Genomic DNA, 17,830 nt, shown 5'->3' with positions numbered 1-17,830 from the left:
CGTAAAATTGGTCTTGTTAAAGATGCTTTATTTTAATTCAACCAACGGGTTAAGTAATTTTTCTGGAATCCGTTCAGGGTTTCATTTTGTAGATTGTATCGACTGTTTTAAGTATGGCATTTCATTATGCTTATCACATCCGAAAGCCAAACCGGGAAGCCGGTTCATTAAATCTCATCCTATGAAAAAGTTGTACCTATCCTTTCTGGCCATGCTTTGCATGGCAGGAGCGTCCGTACTGAATTCATGTTCGGACGACGATTCCACTTCATCCGGCAACCCCGACATGCCAGAAAGCGGGAATGCCCTGATCTGCAACGGTGTCGTACGGGAAATCAAATCCGCCGTCTACTCGGTCGAGACACCCGGAAACGGCGAAAAGGCAGATGCTTCGGAAGCAGCCTCTGTCTATACGATCTATCTTTCGCCGACGGCAGGGCTTGTGGATGTGGATGGCATGCTGATCGCCGACGATGCCGTCAAAATTACCGTCAAACAACCTTCCGGAGCTGTCGATCTTACGGCTGCCGGCAACGGAATCGTTTATGGGGAGATCGACGTGAACTCCTCGAACGTCGGAGAAGCCTCGAAAGCGGATCTCTCGGTCGAGTTCCTCTCGGCCCGCGTCGCCCGCATTTCGGCCGCAATCGAAACCGGCGGAAAAACGCTGACGGTCGCCTATTACGGACTGTGCAAGAATTCCGACGCTTCGGAGGAGGGAGATGATGCAGACAAGGTGTTGCTGGATAAAGTTCCGCTGTCGTGGTACCTCGGCCCGGTCAAGGGCGTGGAGTCGCACAACTATTATATGGCCTTCACGGATGCCGAGCATACCGTATCCAAAGGGCGGGTGACGCTCAAAGAGGCGGGTTACCTTTTCGTGGCCGACCTCTATGCGGTTCCGGGCGAAGATGCCTACACGCTTCCCGAGGGTGAATATATGGCCAGCCAGCTCAACGAGGATCACACGTTCACGTCCCAATATACCGGTGTTCAGTATATCGACGCCGAAGGCAATAAAACCCAGTTGTCGCTGGTTTCGGGAGAGCCGTTGAAAGTCACCCGCGAAGGCGACATCTGGAGCATTTCGCTCCGTTTCGTCGATACGGACGGTTCCGAAAAGAGCATCGTCTACGAGGGACAGCTCCAGATCGTCGATCAGCCGGAGGACGGCGGCTTCTACCTGCCGCAGATCGGACGCGACGTGGAAGTGGTCGGATTCAGCGCCGCCGCGACCTATTACGGCAACATGCTCGAAGCAGGTACCGGCATGATGCAGATCAACATTTACGACGAAACCTACGACACGGAGGAGGGGCAGGGCGGTCTCGCCGCTGCGCTCGTCGTATTCAACGACCTGTTCGGCAATCCGAAGGAAGCCGTGATCAAGCCCCACAAATATCTGGCCAACACCTCGTTCCAATGGGGGTCGTGGATGCCCGCCGTGGAAATTCCGATGGAGGGACTGGTATTCCCGCTCGGCACTTATGTCCAGTTGGACGACGGAACCTCTTTCGGACAATTTTCCTACGGAAAGGAGGGCATCATCAAGATCGAGGCCGCCGGTACGGCCCAAGGCGAAGACGGCAAAATAGAACCGGTATACAAGATCGAGTTCAACCTCACCTCGAAGGACGGCTTTACCCTCAAGGGCTCGTACACCGGAGTCATTCCGATCACCGACGCATCCGACGACAAGTCCGATGACGACGGCACCTCGACGCTCGAGCGTGACTACGACATGGATCTGTCGAAGATCAAAAAGGCGCATTACTATACTTCGGATCAGGTCTATATCCAAGGCATCGGCTACAAACCGATCAGTTCCTACGGATGCGGTCTGCAATTCATCAATATCGGTATCGAATGGGTAGGAGACCATCTCGAAGACTTCGTGGATCGCGAGCCGGGCGGTGACATCGTCCGTGTGGAACTTACCACCGAGCCGGGCAAGGAGAACGAAATCACTCCGGGAACCTACGAGGTGACCGAACAGCGCTGGCCGGCATACATCAAACCCGGCGTCATGATGCGCGGCATTATGCTGGACGGCGGTCTGCATGGCAGCCGGTGGATGCACCAGACTTATTCGATGTGGGGAGATGACAACAAGATCTTCGAATACATGGACGGACACGCCCTGCTCTACGACGGTCAGGTTACGATCACCAAGGTCGAGGGCGAAGGCAAGGAGAACTGGTACCGGTTCGAGGTCGACGGCATCTGCGTGCGCAAGCATCATGTGCGCGGAACGTGGGAAGGCCCTGTCGTAAGCCAAACGGGGCGTGCTGCGGCAGAGAAGGATCATCTCGAACCGCCCAGACTGCTTCGCCGCCTGCCGGCTCCGTCGGTTCCGATGAGCCGTCTGGCCGAAGAACTGCCGGGCATCATGTTCCGCAAGGCCGGAATGACCGAATGACAACAGAAAAACCGGATAGCGCGGGGTTTCCCCGAACCCCGCGCTATTAAAAACAATCGTTATGAAAAACTCGACCCATTACAGACTGCGCGCATTGGCGTGCGCGTTGCTCGCATCGGCAGCCATGCTGGGTGCATGCGATGACGACGATCCCAACGACGACCCCGACCCCGGGAAGAAGCCTCCCGTAACTCTGACCGATCAAATCCAGTACGACGGAGGCGATCTCGTCGGCATCAAGTCGGCGATCTATGTCGCTGAAGAAGACGGCAGCCACACCTTTTACCTCTCGCCGACCGAGGGGCTGATCAATGCCGAGCAGATGAAACAGGCCGACGATTATCTGCGCGTGATGGTGGAGAGCCCCAAGGGCACCGTGAACACGGCCTCCGATCCGTTCGAAATCGAATACAAGGATATTTCGGTGAAAAAGACGACGATGAACGACGTCGCGAGCGTAGAGCTCTCCGCAGATCTGGTGACGAAGACCCGGCTCAATCTCTATACCTATGTCGAATTGAAGAGCGGCAAGACGCTGATCGCCCGTTACCAGAATACCTGTACGGAAGAGCGTGACGTCGAACTGACGAACCAATACGAGATCGACAATCGGATCGCCGCCGTCGGAAGCGTCGTCGAGTGGCGCAATGTCCGCGAAGGCAACCGCCGCTTCTGCCTCTACGAGCAAGAGGGCCTGGCCGCTCCCGAGGAGGGGGCTGCGGGCGTGGAGATTCTGCTTGCCGAGGAGCTGTTCGGAACGGCGGAAATCGACCTTGCGACAGCTGATCCCGCGAAGGTGCAGATTCGCTGCGGTGAATTCGCAACGGGCGCCGGGACGACCGGAACGCTGACGGCGAAGTACCTGACGGATAAATTCGGCACGATCGAGGGGCTCATCGTCGCGCTTGACGCTTCGAAAGACGGGAAGCGCCTGCGTGCCGCCTACGAAGGCACGTTCGCCGGAGGCTATGCGGCCACCAATACGATCAAGGTGACGGAGCCGGCAGCCGGAGGCGAGGCTGCGGCCGCAGCCGAGGCCCCGATCGCCGCGCTCTTCTCGCAGGAGCCGCAGGTCGGCAGCTACGTATTCGCTTTGGGCGATGCCGAAACGGCCGCAGCCCCGGCCGATCTCGCCAAAGGTCATTGGGCTGCGTATGTGCGGGTGCTGGCGGCCAAGTTCGACGGCGTGATCGACGTTGCGGCGCAGACCTCCGATTACTGGTTCCGGCTCTACGACCACAAGACCTATCAGACCTACTACGGCGAGGATGCGGGACTGACCGGTACGATCGAGACCCATCCCAATCCCGCTGGCGGCAAGGAGATTTATCTGCGGGTAAATCTGACGCTGAAAAACGGCATCGGGGTCGAAGCCGAATACTACGGTGTGCCGACGGCTGCGACGGCCGACGCAATGGATGAAGAAACATTGAAGCCCGTCAAACCGTTCGAGCCCTATATCAAATTCCTGGACAAGGATAACAAGGACATGCTGTATTGGCCCGTTACGGCGATGGAGGTGCGGCACGACCCGGCTTATCGGGATAGTTATACCGGCGATCTGCTATCGGGATATTGCTTCTATTTCCGGAATGCTTTCACCGAGAGTATCGATGCGGATAATACTACTCCGATGTTTTTCCTGCCGGACAGCTACCTCGACCATGAAGGAGAGATCGACCTGCCTGCGGAAGGCACGAATTGCAAATGGAACCTCAGGTTCCAGTATATGTATCTGTCCTCATATAACGGGTACGGATATTCCGACAAGGATAAGTACTGCATGCGGTGTCCCGAGAAGGCGGCAGTAACCGTCAAGCAGGAGAATAAGGAGAGGATCTTCAAATTCTCGATGGTCGATTGGGGAGTATTCAGTACATGGAACCCTGATCCGACCGGAACCGGAAACACCTTGATCATCGAATTCCGGGGCAAGGCTGCCAAGTATTCGGGCTCGAAGCCGAACGACCTTGCAGACGATTTCTACAAATAGGCTGCGATCCGGCCGGTTCGGTGACCGGACAGGCGGATGACAGCCCCCCCCCTCCGGGCTTCCGGAAGGGGAGGGGATATGTTTCGGCTCCGGGCCGGAACACGAAGACGGCAAATTTTCTATAATCAATTTTTTTACCAGCGTTAAAATGGCGCATTTATGACCAAAAAAATCTTTCTATCATTGATGGCTGTTCTCGGCCTGTTCTTGTCCGCCCATGCGCAGGAACGGGAAATTACGGGTTCGGTCAAAGATCATGCGGGGGCCGGCATCGTCGGCGCCACCATTCTGGTCGAAGGCACTACAAAGGGTACGACCTCCGGTGCGGACGGCAGTTTTTCGATCAAAGCCGCACCGGACAATGTGCTGGTCGTGTCGTTCATGGGTTATCAGTCCCACACGATCAAGGTGGGGACGCAAACCCGGATCGACGTCGTGCTGAAAGAGGACACACAGGCTATCGACGACGTGATCGTCGTAGCGTTCGGTACGGCAAAAAAGGAGGCTTTCACCGGTTCGGCGACCGTCATCAAATCGGACGACATCGCCAAGTCGCAGCAGTCGAACGTAGCGCAGGCTCTGGCCGGAAAGGTCGCGGGCGTGCAGCTGACCAACACCTCGGGACAGCCGGGAGAGAGTCCGAAAATCCGCATCCGCGGCTTCAGCTCGCTCAACGCCGGCAACGATCCGCTCTGGATCGTGGACGGCATGCCCTACTCGGGTGACCTGAACAACCTCAATCCGAGCGACATCGAGTCGATGACCGTGCTGAAGGACGCCGCCTCGAACTCGCTGTACGGCGCCCGCGGCGCCAACGGCGTGGTGATGATCACCACCAAAAAGGCCAAGTCGCAGGAGGCTCACGTGACAATCGACGCCAAGTGGGGCGTCAATTCGCGCGCCGTCCAGGATTATGCGTACATCACCAACCCGGCACAATTCTACGAACTGCATTACAGTGCGCTGAAAAACTACTATGTCAATTCGGGAATGAGTGTCGGCGAGGCCCATCTGCGTGCCAATACGAATTTGACGGCCAATGCGAATGACGGAGGTCTGGGCTATATGGTCTATACGGTTCCTTCCGGGCAGGAGTTCATCGGCATCAACGGCAAGGTCAATCCCGCTGCGACTCTCGGCCGCCGTCTCGTCTATGAGGGCAAGGAGTACTACGTCCGTCCCGACGACTGGACCGATGCCGCCTTCCGCTCGTCCCTGCGTCAGGAGTACAACGCTTCGATCTCCGGGCAGACCGGAAACGCCTCGATCTACGGATCGTTCGGCTATCTGAACAACGAAGGTATCGCCTACAACTCGGACATGGACCGTTATACGGCCCGTCTGCGCGTGGACTATCAGGCCAAGAAGTGGCTCAAGTTCGGCGCCAATGCCAACTACACGCATTTCCGCTACAACCAGATCGACGACAGCGGCGCCGGTAACTCGTCGGGCAACGTTTTCGCTTATACGACGGCCGTCGGTCCGATCTATCCGCTCTACATCCGCGACGGCGAGGGTAATGTCATGTACAACGAGGACGGCATCAAGCTCTACGACTACGGCAACGGCGACAATGCCGGTATGGAGCGTTCGCTCTTCCCCAACAGCAACGCCCTCTCGGATTCGCGTCTCAACAAACAGGAAGCCGAAGGCAATGCTTTCAACGGTACGGGATATATCGACGTCACCTTCCTCAAGGATTTCAAGTTCACGTTCAACGCCGGCGTTTCGCTCGACGAAACCCGCTCCACCTCGGTTACGAATCCCTGGTTCGGACAGTTCGCCAGCGAAAAAGGCATGGTCTCGAAAGGCCATCAGCGGAATTTCGACCTCAACCTGCAGCAGATTCTCAACTACACCAAGCAGATCGGGCACCACAACCTCAACGTGATGCTGGGTCACGAGTCCTACCAGAACCGCATTTACTTGTTGTCGGCTTCCAAAAGCAACATGCTGACGCAGGACAACGACGAGCTTGCCGGGGCGATCATCGACAAACAGGGAGCCGGCTCCTACCGGAGGGAGTACAACAACGAGGGCTATTTCGCCCGCGTCATGTACGATTACGCAGGCAAATATTTCGCCTCGGCCTCCTATCGCCGCGACGCTTCTTCGCGTTTCCACCCCGACCATCGCTGGGGTAACTTCTGGTCGCTGGGCGGCGCATGGATCATTTCGAAGGAAAATTTCATGGAGAGCACCTATGAATGGCTCGACAATCTCAAGCTGAAGGCCTCGATCGGCTCGCAGGGTAACGACAACATCGGTAACTTCCGCTACACGAACACCTACACGATCGAAAACGCCAACGGAAAGGTCTCGACCGTCTTCAACGCCAAAGGATCCGAGAACATCACCTGGGAGACCAACTCCAACTTCAACGCCGGTGTGGAGTTCAGCTTCCTGCGCGGTACGGTTTCCGGAGGCGTCGAATATTTCCTCCGCAAGACGACCGACATGCTGCTGTCGTTCCCGGTAGCTCCGTCGCTGGGCTATTCGTCCTACTACGCCAACGTGGGCGACATGCGCAACAGCGGCGTCGAAATCGAGCTGAACTTTACGCCGATCCGGCGGGAGCATATCCAGTGGGACATCAATCTCAACATGACGCACCTGCGCAACAAGATCACCATGCTGCCTTCTGAACGGCGGACCAAGCAGGTCGATGGCTACTCCGGTTACGTGAGCGGCTCCACTTTCTTCGGAGAAGGACTGCCGATGTACACTTTCTACATGAGAAAATATGCCGGGGTTTCGGACGAGGGCCTTTCGATGTGGTACATGGACGAAACCGACGACAAGGGTAACCCGACGGGCAAGCGCGTCACGACGACTGAATATGCCAAGGCATCGGACTATCTCTGCGGCGACCCGATTCCCGATCTCTACGGCGGTTTCGGCACGAGCGTCAATTTCCGGGGCTTCGACTTGAGCGTGGCCTTCACCTACCAGATCGGCGGTCTGGCCTACGACTCGGGCTATGCGGCGGCCATGTACTCGCCGGCCAACAAGACGACGGGTATGAACTGGCACAAAGACATGCTCGACGCATGGTCGGCGGACAATACGTCGTCGAACATCCCGCGTTTGCAGTATGAAGATAAGGATCAAAACGGTATGTCTGATCGCTTCCTTATGGACGCCAGCTACCTGAACCTGCAGAACATCAACTTCGGCTACACGCTGCCGTCGAATTTCACCAAGAAGGTCGGAATCGAGAAGGTGCGCGTCTACCTTGCCTGCGAGAATGTCTGGTACTGGTCCAAACGTCAGGGATTCGATCCCCGCTACTCTTATTCGGGAGCGACGAGCCAGGCCACCTATTCGCCTGTAAGAACGATTTCGGGCGGCATCAACATCCAATTCTAATCGGCCTCAAACACTTTACGACAAACGACATGCATATGAAAAAAGCGACAAACATAACGCTCGCGACGCTGGCGGCAGCTTTGCTGGCAAGCAGCTGCATCAAAGAAGCCGACCCCTATGAAATAGCCACCGAGGATCAGGTCACCCTCGAAACGCTGATCGAAGGCATTCCGGCCTCGCTCGTACAGGCCGGTTCCGCAGGCTATGCAAAGGATGGCCAAGCTTGGGATTTTGCCCTGCCGGCCATCCATATCGCCACGGAATCCATGACGGGCGACGTCGCCATCGGCGGCAATATCGGTTACGACTGGTTCGCACAGTGGGGAACCAACGAAGCGCTCGGCGCCGACTATGCCGTGGGTGCACTCACGTGGGACAACTACTATGCGTGGATCATGGCGGCCAACAACGTCATCAAACAGATCGACGCCTCGGATTTCGCGACGCTCGACGCCACGCAGAAGTCCTATCTGGGCTTCGCCTACGCCTATCGGGCCATGTTCTACCTCGATCTGGTGCGTCTGTACGAGTTCAAGGAGAACAATTACACCGAAGCGCCCGGGGTTCTCGGGCTGGGCGTGCCCATCGTACTGCCCGAGACTACCGAGGCCGAGGCCAAGAACAACCCCCGTGCCAAGGTCGACGACATCTACGATCAAGTGATCTTCCCCGACCTGGACAAGGCCGAAGAACTGTTGAGCGGCTTTACGGCTCCCGACAAGTATACGATCAGTCCGGCGCTGGTCTACGGACTGAAAGCCCGGGCCTGGCTTGAGCGCGGTACGGCCAAGAACGACGCCGAAGCCTATGTTTCCGCTGCCGAGTACGCCCGCTTGGCCATTAACGCCAGCGGCTGTACACCCCTGACGCAGGAGCAGTGGGAAGACCCCTCGAACGGCTTCAACAGCGCCATGTCGAACAATGCCTGGATCTGGGGCCTTGCGCTTCCGAGCGAGAGCGTTGCCAACCTGTTCTGCTTCACGGCGCACATGAGTACGGAGAATGCGTGGAGCGCCTACGGAAACGACGCCTGCCGCTGCATCAACAGCAACCTCTACAACAGTATCGACCTGCGCGACTTCCGCCGCCATTCGTGGCTCGATCCCGACCGCAAAGACCCGGAGAAGGAGTCCTACGACTACAAAAGCTGCCGTAAAGAGGGCAAGGAATACTTCAATGAACTGCCCGATTACGCGAACATCAAGTTCCGTCCGGCGCAGGGCGCTTATGAGGATTTCAAGGTCGGCGGAGCCGCAGACCATCCCTACATGCGCGTCGAGGAGATGTACTTCATCGAGGCCGAGGCCAAGGCGCATGAAAATCTTGGCGAAGGAATTCGGCTGCTCAATGAGTTCATGAACAATTACCGCATTGTGGGCGGAGGTTACGACTGTACGAACATGTCGTCGTCGGTTGAAAATTTCACCAACGAGCTGATGCTTCAGAAGCGCATCGAGTTCTGGGGCGAAGGCATCGTCATGTTCGACATGAAGCGGCTCGACATGTCCACCCGACGGGGCTATGTGGGAACCAACTCTCCTGCCTCGTACCGGCTGAATACGGAAGGCCGTGCACCCTACTGGAACTTCGTGATCTCGCGCGGTGAGACGCAGAACAACCCCGTCATCGCCACGCAGAACAATCCCGATCCTTCGCAAACGGTCAAGCCGTGGAACGGGTGATGACCATCTGCGATCAAGCTGTCAAATCTAAAAGCAAATTACCGTGAAGACATTCAAGCATATATTACCGTTCCTGCTGGCACTTCTTGTCCTTGCCGGCTGCGAGGACGACGTGAACTATACGCAGGGAACCGCGGAGAATCCCGATTGCTACGGTGTCTACTTCCCGAAGAAGCAGGCTACCCGGACCGATCTGGAGTTCGAACCGGGAACCCAGACCGAAGCGACCTATACGGTCAAACGGCGCAACACCGTGGATCCGATCGTCGTTCCGGTCGTCGTGAAGTCCAACGTCGAGGATATTTTCGTCGTCGAGCCGATCGCATTCGATGCCGGAGAGGACGAGACGACCTTTACGATCAGTTTCCCCAAGGCCCAAATGGGCACGACCTACACCTGCGATATCAACATCGAAGATCCGCGCTACGCTTCGATCTACGGTGCCGATAAGGTGAACCTTTCGATATCGCTCGTGCTGGCCAAATGGGAATTGGTCACCGACGAAAAGACCGGTGAGACCAAAGGCCGCTACCGCGACGACATTCTGGGCAACTTCGCGTCGATAGACAACCCCAATGCTAATCCGAACCCCGAAATCGAACTCGAAATCTACGAGCGTTCGGACAAGAAGGGCTATTACCGCATGAAAGCCTACACTCCGGAGCTGATGAACATCTTCGCCGGAGGACAGGTAAACCACGAGAACCGCAACGTCTGGACCTATGTCGATGCCTCGGATCCGAACAAGGTCTATTATCCCTACCAATCGACCGGTCTGACCCTCTTTGCCGATATGGGCGAGTGGTACATCGCATCGCAAACACCGGAAAATTTCGCCATGGACGAATCGGCCGGACAATATGGCACGCTCAAGAACGGCGTGATTACCTTCCCGGCGCAGGGTATCGTGCTCGAACCGAGCGAAGGTGAATATGCCGGAAAATTCTTCTATGCCAACGCAAACGGCCTGCAGCGGATCATGCTTCCCGGAGCCAGGGTCTACGACTACTCGGTGGCCCTCACCAAAAGCGAACCCGCAGATGGTGTCGTCGAAATCGGCGCCACCCTCTCCGAGGACACCCGAGAGTTCCGCTATGCGATCTTCACGGGCAATTTGAGCGACGGCGAGGCGAGCCTCAAGGCACAGGAGATTGCCGATGGCAAGATCGCCGCGGAACTCATCAAGACGATCACTGCTTCGGGGACGATTTCCGTTCAGGATCTGGAAGGCGGTACCGGCAAGTACACGCTTGTAGGCTGCATCTACGGTTCGGACGAAGAGGCGAATCCGGAGGGCGGCGAAACGGCGTCGCAGAATCTGAAAATGCAGGGCTACGCCTCCATTTCGTTCGGATATATCGCCAAGGGCGACGAGGACAAGGTTTCCGTCATTCTCAACATCGGGCTCGAAGCCACGAACGAATTCGCGGGACAAGGCATTACGACGGACAATGCGGCGAAATTCTGGGCCTATGGCGAGGGGATTGAATCTGTTAAACACGGAGTCTTCAAGACAAAAGACATCCAAGGATTGGACATGACGGCTTTCCTCAAAGAGGAGGGCAAGGATTTCACCAAAGAGCAGCTCGACGCCATCAACGGCGGACATTACAGCGTCATGCTCACGGGGCTGAACGGCGACACGGAGTACACGTTCGCCGGACTGGCTTACAACGGATATGCCAGCAAACTCTTCACGGCATCCATCAAGACCACCGGTGTATACAACCCGGGATTGGAGAGCGAGTTCCTCTACTCGGACTTCCTGCCGCAGAAAGAGCAGCCCTCGAAGGAGTACCTGATTTCGACCGAATGGAACTATTATGCTGTCAACGTCATGGATGAGAAGCCGATGCGCCGGAAGATCGGCACGGTGACCATCGAAGACGATCCGGCGGACGACAGTTCGGCCGATCTGCTGACCATCACGGGACTCCCCGGGGTCGAGTTCGACGAAGGCGGTCGGATTCCGGCGGTCTACGTTCCCTCCACTGCTCCGCTCGCAGGCATAACCGGCGCTATCTCCCCGCTTCTTTCGCAAACGCCGATCGGTGTCATCAACGGAGAGGACATCCTCGCCGGCTGCGTCTCGGAGGAGAACCCCGAAGCCCTCTATGCGGTCAATTATCCGTTCATCGGAGGCGCCGTGGCCGACGGTTACATCTATTTCGTGCCCACCCCGAACTATGTCGAGCAGGGGGCCACGTTCCGTTATCTGTATACGTTGAGTACGACGACCCCCTATTCGATCCTTACGGATATGTTGCTCGTCGATCCCGCCAAGGATATGGGCGGCATTCCCGAACTGGCCGCAGAGCGGATTGCAGAATTGCGCCGAATGGCCGCAGGACTCCGGCAGCCGCGGAATTACGTCGAACGGCTCGAATTCTCCGTTTCCGCAGAACGCGGTTCCGTCAAAACCGTACCGACCGACTATGCGAAAGGATTCCTGCCCGCATCGGCTCCTGAAGCGAAAGTCGTAAGGGCTACGGTCGGATTCAGCGACGCTGTGCAGCGTGCGAACGGTTCGGGATCGGAACTCCGCTTCCGGAAAACGGCCGCTGCCGAAATCACGCTCAAGTAATATCGGATCGGGAGAGGCCGGTCGTCCGGCAAGTGTCGGCCTCTCCCTTTTTTCCAAGCCAAAAACAACCTGCCGGACTCAAAAATCAGCATGATATATGCATAACAAAACGAAACTCCTGATTTTCGCCTCCCTGCTGCTGGCCGCCTGCTCGACGGATCCCATGCAGGAAATACCGAACCGCGGGGATTCCGCTCCCGAAATCGAGACTTCGGGCAAAATCTGCAATACGTCGGACGACGCCGTGGCCGGTTCGCTCATCGTAAAATTTGGCGAAGAAGCCATTCCCAGTCTCGAACAGAATGCGTTGAATGCGGCCAAGACCCGTTCGGCGCTGACCCGTTCGGGCATCGAATCCGTCGATGACATCCTGAACGACCTGCACGTCACCTCGCTGGAGCGCGTCTTCCCCGAAGCCGGCGAACACGAGGCCCGCACCCGTGCGGCAGGGCTTCACAGATGGTATGTGCTCGGGTTCGCATCGGAAGAGGATCTCGACAAGGCGGCCGAGAGACTCGCAGGTGTCGCCGAAATCTCGAAAGTACAGTTCCGCACCCGTCTCTACCGGGCTTCCGACTGCAAAACCTATCCGTTTCAAGCAACGGCGAACGGCCAGACCCGCGCTTTGGTTACAGCGGATTTCAACGACCCGAATCTTTTCTGGCAGTGGCATTACATCAACAATGCCGACCAGGCCGTTGCCACTACATCGGTGGCCGGAGCCGACATCAATGTGGCCGACGCATGGAAGCTCACGGCAGGTAATCCCGAAGTCATCGTCGCCATCGTGGACGAAGGGGTGAAATACACTCATCCGGATCTGGCGGCCAACATGTGGATCAATCCGAACCCTTCGCCCGAGTACGGGAAGCAGGATATACACGGATGGAACTTCGTCACCGACGGTCCCATTTCATGGGGGCAGAAGGGCGATTCGGGACACGGAACGCACGTTGCGGGCACGGTAGCCGCCGTCAATAACAACGGCATCGGCGTCTGCGGCGTGGCCGGAGGTACGGGCAAGGGAGACGGTGTGCGTCTCATGTCGTGTCAGATCTTCTCGGGAGACCTGACGGGTGACGCCCTCGTGTCGAGCCGTGCCGTAAAATACGCCGCGGATCACGGTGCCTCCATCCTCCAGTGCTCGTGGGGCATCAAGGCGGGAATATACACGTCGGACAACATGTTCATCAAACAATCGCCGATGGATTACGAGGCGCTTCAGTACTTCGCCGCCCAGAAGAACTGCGAGGCCCTCGACGGCGGACTGATCATTTTTTCCGCCGGCAACGAATCGACAGCCATGTCCGGCTATCCGGCAGGCTATCGTGATTATATCTCCGTCACCTCGTTCTCGCCCGACTACCTGCCGGCCAATTATACCAACTACGGTTCCGGCTGTAATATCGCGGCTCCCGGCGGCGAAACGAGCGGTCTGAGCGGCGGCGAGAAGGCCGGCGTACTCTCGACACTCTGCTCCGAAACGAGCAACGGAGCGGATTACGGCTACATGCAGGGAACCTCGATGGCCTGCCCGCACGTCTCGGGCGTAGCCGCACTCGGCCTCTCCTATGCCCTGGAGAAAGGGAAGAGATACTCGCTCGACGAATTCAAGACCATGCTGCTCACCTCGGTCAATGAAATCGACTCCCGGCTGGGCGAAGGCTCGAAGGCCACGATCGCCGACGTGTCGATTTACCGCGGCAAAATGGGCACCGGCATTACGGACGCTTATCAGTTGCTCATGCAGATCGAAGGGACGCCCTGTCTGCAGGTCGCATTGGGCGAGGTGCAGCTCATTCCGCTGACGCAGCATTTCGGGCAGGGTGCCGAAGACCTTACCTACACCGATATCCAGATGTCGGCCAAGGACATGGAAAAGCTTGGCATCAAGGCGGCTCCCAAAATGTATAATGGAAAACTGATGATCAAATGCACGAAACCCGGATCGGCCAAAATCAAGGTTTCGGCGATAGCCGGCGGTACGAAACCCGGAACGGGTGTCGTGATGGGCGGCATGGTCATCACCAAGGAATTCGCCGTCATCGCCCGTTCGGCCGGCGCAGCAAACGGAGGTTGGTTATAAAAACAGTGCTTGCAATGAAAAAACATCTTTATCATCTGCTCGTTTTCTCCCTGCTCGGCATTTTCGCCGCAAGCTGTTCGGATGACGACGATGCCCCCAACATTCAGTCGGAAATCGTAGGCGAATGGCGCCTCACTTCCTGGTCGGAGAGTGCTCCCGAAGGATTCGAGGTATACGTCGAATTCACTTCGGCAGCGACGTTCGGACTTTATCAGAAGGTCGAAACGTCGAACTACACCAAATACACCGGGCGTTATTCGATCGACGGATCCCGGCTGACCGGAGTGTACGACGACGGCGAGAGCTGGGGCAACGGCTACGATTTCGAGTTGACGAATGGCGGGAACACCCTGACGATGACCACCCGAACCGAGCCGGCCGAAACCAGCGTATATTCCCGGACGATCATTCCGGATGACGTGCGCAATGCCCGAACGTCCCGTGCCGAATCTTCTCTGGAAATGAGGCGAATGCTATAATCTGTAATATTCGCGCCGCTCCGCCATTAAGTGTAAGGTAAGGACAAGAAGATGCGGTTGAAACGCTAATAACGGTCAGACCAGTAACGCTTCAATGTGTGGAAGGCATTTGTCAACCGACAAATAATTTCGAGTGAAAATCTCTTACTATAATGTGTTAAAACATTAAAATAGAAAGTTCAAAATTACGAGATTGCTCACTGGGATAGGATGGCTAAAGCCATCCTATCTTTTTTTAGAATATTTCTACGAGAACTGGTATTGACGACAAAATAATAAATATGGCGATTTCCGGCGAGAAATCCAAATGTGGAAAAATTTTGAAAGGCGAATAATTACAAGTTGTATGATTTGAATCGGATGATGCGATCCGGATAATATTTTTCGACCGATGCCCGATTTTCAGCGATGTGAAGGTGAATTTCAGATATTTGTTTATGTGGTTCGGGTTTCATATCTTTGTCTTACCTAACTTCAAATTATTTTTGTTATGAAACTGAAAATGTATTTTCTGATGCTCGCTTTAGGAGTATGCGGAGCGGCTATGCAAAGTTGTGATGACGATGATGACAACTTGAAAGTTCCCGAAAAATTGCAGTCTGCGTTTTCTCAAAAATATCCTGAAGCCAGTCCGAAATGGAAAACCCGGGGTAATTATTACATTGCGGATTTCCAGGACCAGAATTATGAATCCGAGGCCTGGTTTACTTTCGATGCCGTTTGGCTGATGACCGAAACGGACCTGCCTTATGCGGCTTTGCCCGAAGCCGTCAAAAACGCCTTCCAGAACAGCGAATATAGATCGTGGAGGCCGGATGATGTGGATATGATAGAACGTGAAAGCATGGAACCGGTCTATGTTTTGGAGGTGGAGCAGGGCTCGCGGGAAATGGATCTTTATTACAACGCGGAGGGAATTCTGATCAAGGCGGTGGAAGATTCGGAGGATGATTCCGAGGATTACCTGCCGGTTGAACTTCCCGAAGGGGTGAAAAATTTTCTGCAGGAGAAATATGCGGCATCCGAAATCGTAGAAACGGACCGGGAACACGGACAGTTTGAGGTGGATATCATCCACGACGGAGTTGCCAAGAAGGTGCTTTTTGACAACAACGGAAATTGGCTTTCCACATCCTGGGAGATCAGTCCGGATACTCTTCCGGAAGCCGTTAAAACTGCGATCCAGCAGGCAATTAACGATAATTATGTCGGTTATGAAGCCGACGATGAGCCGGGAATGGTAGAAACACCAGATGGGAATTATTATCGAATCGAGCTGGAAGCGGAAGATGGCAGGGAGGTGATTCTCAAAATCCGGGAAGACGGCACTTTGCTGAAATAGATTCGTTTGCATAGGCATGCCGACAGGCAAATGAAAAATTCGCTTGGCAGCTGTTCGTATTATATCATCTGTTTTAATAGAACGATTTACCTATGAAAAAAATCGGTTTGCTGCTATTTTTTGCGGTATTCGCTTGCTCTTTGTCCGCACAAAACAGGCTTTCCGTCTTTATCGGAAATGCCAATCGGTATGCTTCGGTCGATTTGTCGGATTTCTGTCGGCGCCTCTGCGTGGAATACGATATTTCGGCAGAATTGCTCAATAATTATTACCGGCGTTGCGGCAGAGATTGGGGGCATGTGGGCCTTGCGCTGGAGATCGCCCGAACCTCGGGACGAAGCATGCGCGATATCTGTGATTATTACAGACGTTATAAGAGTGAGGGCTGGGGGCGGATTCTGATCGAACTGGGAATCGGTCCCGAGTCGTCGTATTGTGCTCCGTTCTATGATCGGGTGCATTGTCATAGCGATTACTGGCACGAGCATTACGACTCCTATTGCAAACGACATGGGAAGTATCATCCGCACAAGCACGGGTATAAGAAACACCCGAAATATGGGAAGCGGAAATACGGGAGATATCATGACGATGATTACGACGATGACGAGGATGATGACGATTGAGTGGCCGGTGATAATTCCATGTAAATCGTTATACGTATAATTGTTTTATGAAAAAGATTTTATTGGTTTTTGTTTGCAGTTTGTTCGCTTTCGAGACGGTTTTGGCTCAAGAGAAAAACGCCGTGGGATTACGGTTGGGAGATGGCGTGGAATTTCTTTATCAACGCGATCTTTCGTCTCGGAATTTTTTGCAATTCACGTTGGCGACTCCTCATTTTGAAGGACTGTCCGTTACGGGAATCTATAATTGGCGCTGCTGCCGGTGGAATTGGACACCCCGGACTTGCGATTGGTATCTGAATGCCGGTGTGGGTGGAGCCTTGGGGCTTTATGACTTTGACGATTCGGGTTTTTTACTCGGTCTGGCCGGCTCCTGCGCTTTCGGCTGTCATTTCAAAAATGCCCCGATCTCTTTGGAGGTGGATTACCGTCCTGTGATCGGAGCCGTGATCGGCGGTGGACATGACGGCTTCTTTGATCCCGGATTCTGGAATTTCGGATTGTCCGTCAAATTCCATTTTTGAAACTATGAATGATCGTTATATATTCTTAATAGCCGTTTAAGCAGGAACGGCTATCCGACGAATCTCTGAAAACAAATTCGCCACCGCCGGAACAATCTGGCGGTGGCGAATTTGTGAAAATGAATTTATTGAATGCGACTTTTGTCCGGTCATACATGGAATTTTACAACAGGTGTCCGGTAGCCGCCTGAGACTCCGGTTTCTGTTCCCGACAACATCGGCCGGTATCCTTTCGATAACTGCGTTGTCATAATGGATTCAAATGAATAGGTTCACGTTCGCTTTCCCGGCACGCTCCATGTAGGTGGCAACACCGCCTACGGTCACGTTGTCCAGCAATTCTTCGCGCTGGACGCCCATCACCTCCATCGACATCTGGCAGGCGATGAATTCCACGCCGTTGTCGATAGCCTGCCGGCGCAGCGTTTCGAGCGAGTCGATTCCTTTCCGCTTCATGATGCGGCGCATCATCCGGTTGCCGATCCCGAACATATTCATTTTCGAAAGGTGTAATTTGAGCGATGACGACGGCAGCATCATGTCGAACATGCGTCCGAAGATGTCCTTTTTCGTCTTCGGTTTGGCGATTTTCTTGATGTGTCTGTCCCGTCCTGAAAAAGGTTTACAAAAAAGAGTAAATCTTATGCAGCAAAAAACGAATTCAGACTTATCGCGTCATTATTTACCGCGTCAGTTGCGTCATCTGATTTTACAGGAGTATTTGAG

General features: G+C 55.0%; 10 protein-coding genes and 1 pseudogene. 10 read left to right on the top strand and 1 reads right to left on the bottom strand.

Annotated elements, in window-relative coordinates; translation table 11 throughout:
- The first annotated feature begins 181 nt into the window (after window positions 1-181).
- From DWW03_RS15780 to DWW03_RS15735, 10 genes are all read left to right on the top strand, one after another.
- Entirely contained in the window at window positions 182-2,419 is a 2,238-nt protein-coding gene (locus tag DWW03_RS15780) for a hypothetical protein (RefSeq protein ID WP_118407035.1), read from the top strand.
- A 61-nt stretch (window positions 2,420-2,480) separates the two neighbouring features.
- Entirely contained in the window at window positions 2,481-4,412 is a 1,932-nt protein-coding gene (locus tag DWW03_RS15775) for a hypothetical protein (protein ID WP_118407034.1), read from the top strand.
- Window positions 4,413-4,598: 186 nt separating this feature from the next.
- A complete protein-coding gene (locus DWW03_RS15770) occupies window positions 4,599-7,781 on the top strand; it encodes a SusC/RagA family TonB-linked outer membrane protein (RefSeq protein ID WP_118407033.1) in 3,183 nt (1,060 codons plus the stop codon).
- Between the two features lie 35 nt (window positions 7,782-7,816).
- Window positions 7,817-9,463, top strand: a complete 1,647-nt coding sequence (locus tag DWW03_RS15765; RefSeq protein ID WP_015547138.1) for a RagB/SusD family nutrient uptake outer membrane protein — start codon at window positions 7,817-7,819, stop codon at window positions 9,461-9,463.
- 43 nt (window positions 9,464-9,506) lie between these two features.
- Window positions 9,507-12,047, top strand: a complete 2,541-nt coding sequence (locus tag DWW03_RS15760; protein ID WP_118407032.1) for a hypothetical protein — start codon at window positions 9,507-9,509, stop codon at window positions 12,045-12,047.
- A gap of 97 nt (window positions 12,048-12,144) precedes the next feature.
- On the top strand, window positions 12,145-14,133 hold the full coding sequence (locus tag DWW03_RS15755) for a S8 family peptidase (RefSeq protein WP_118407031.1): 1,989 nt from the start codon (window positions 12,145-12,147) through the stop codon (window positions 14,131-14,133).
- Between the two features lie 14 nt (window positions 14,134-14,147).
- Window positions 14,148-14,612, top strand: a complete 465-nt coding sequence (locus DWW03_RS15750) for a lipocalin family protein (RefSeq protein ID WP_015547140.1) — start codon at window positions 14,148-14,150, stop codon at window positions 14,610-14,612.
- Window positions 14,613-15,102: 490 nt separating this feature from the next.
- The gene (locus DWW03_RS15745; RefSeq protein ID WP_118407030.1) at window positions 15,103-15,954 is read left to right on the top strand and encodes a PepSY-like domain-containing protein; all 852 of its coding nucleotides are present in this window, start codon (window positions 15,103-15,105) and stop codon (window positions 15,952-15,954) included.
- Window positions 15,955-16,046: 92 nt separating this feature from the next.
- Window positions 16,047-16,580: a hypothetical protein gene (locus DWW03_RS15740; protein ID WP_118407029.1), complete on the top strand. Its 534-nt coding sequence runs from the start codon at window positions 16,047-16,049 to the stop codon at window positions 16,578-16,580.
- Window positions 16,581-16,627: 47 nt separating this feature from the next.
- Window positions 16,628-17,104: a hypothetical protein gene (locus tag DWW03_RS15735; protein WP_015547143.1), complete on the top strand. Its 477-nt coding sequence runs from the start codon at window positions 16,628-16,630 to the stop codon at window positions 17,102-17,104.
- 258 nt (window positions 17,105-17,362) lie between these two features.
- Here DWW03_RS15735 and DWW03_RS15730 read toward each other — a convergent pair.
- Window positions 17,363-17,701, bottom strand: a pseudogene (locus tag DWW03_RS15730) (DsrE/DsrF/DrsH-like family protein); the annotation flags it as partial.
- Between the last annotated feature and the right edge of the window lie 129 nt (window positions 17,702-17,830).

Source organism: Alistipes sp. AF14-19 (genome assembly GCF_003461645.1).
In the GTDB taxonomy this organism is placed as follows: Bacteria; Bacteroidota; Bacteroidia; order Bacteroidales; family Rikenellaceae; genus Alistipes; species Alistipes shahii.
The sequence above is the reverse complement of the archived record's forward strand: the minus strand, read 5'-3'. Positions and strand labels throughout refer to the sequence as shown.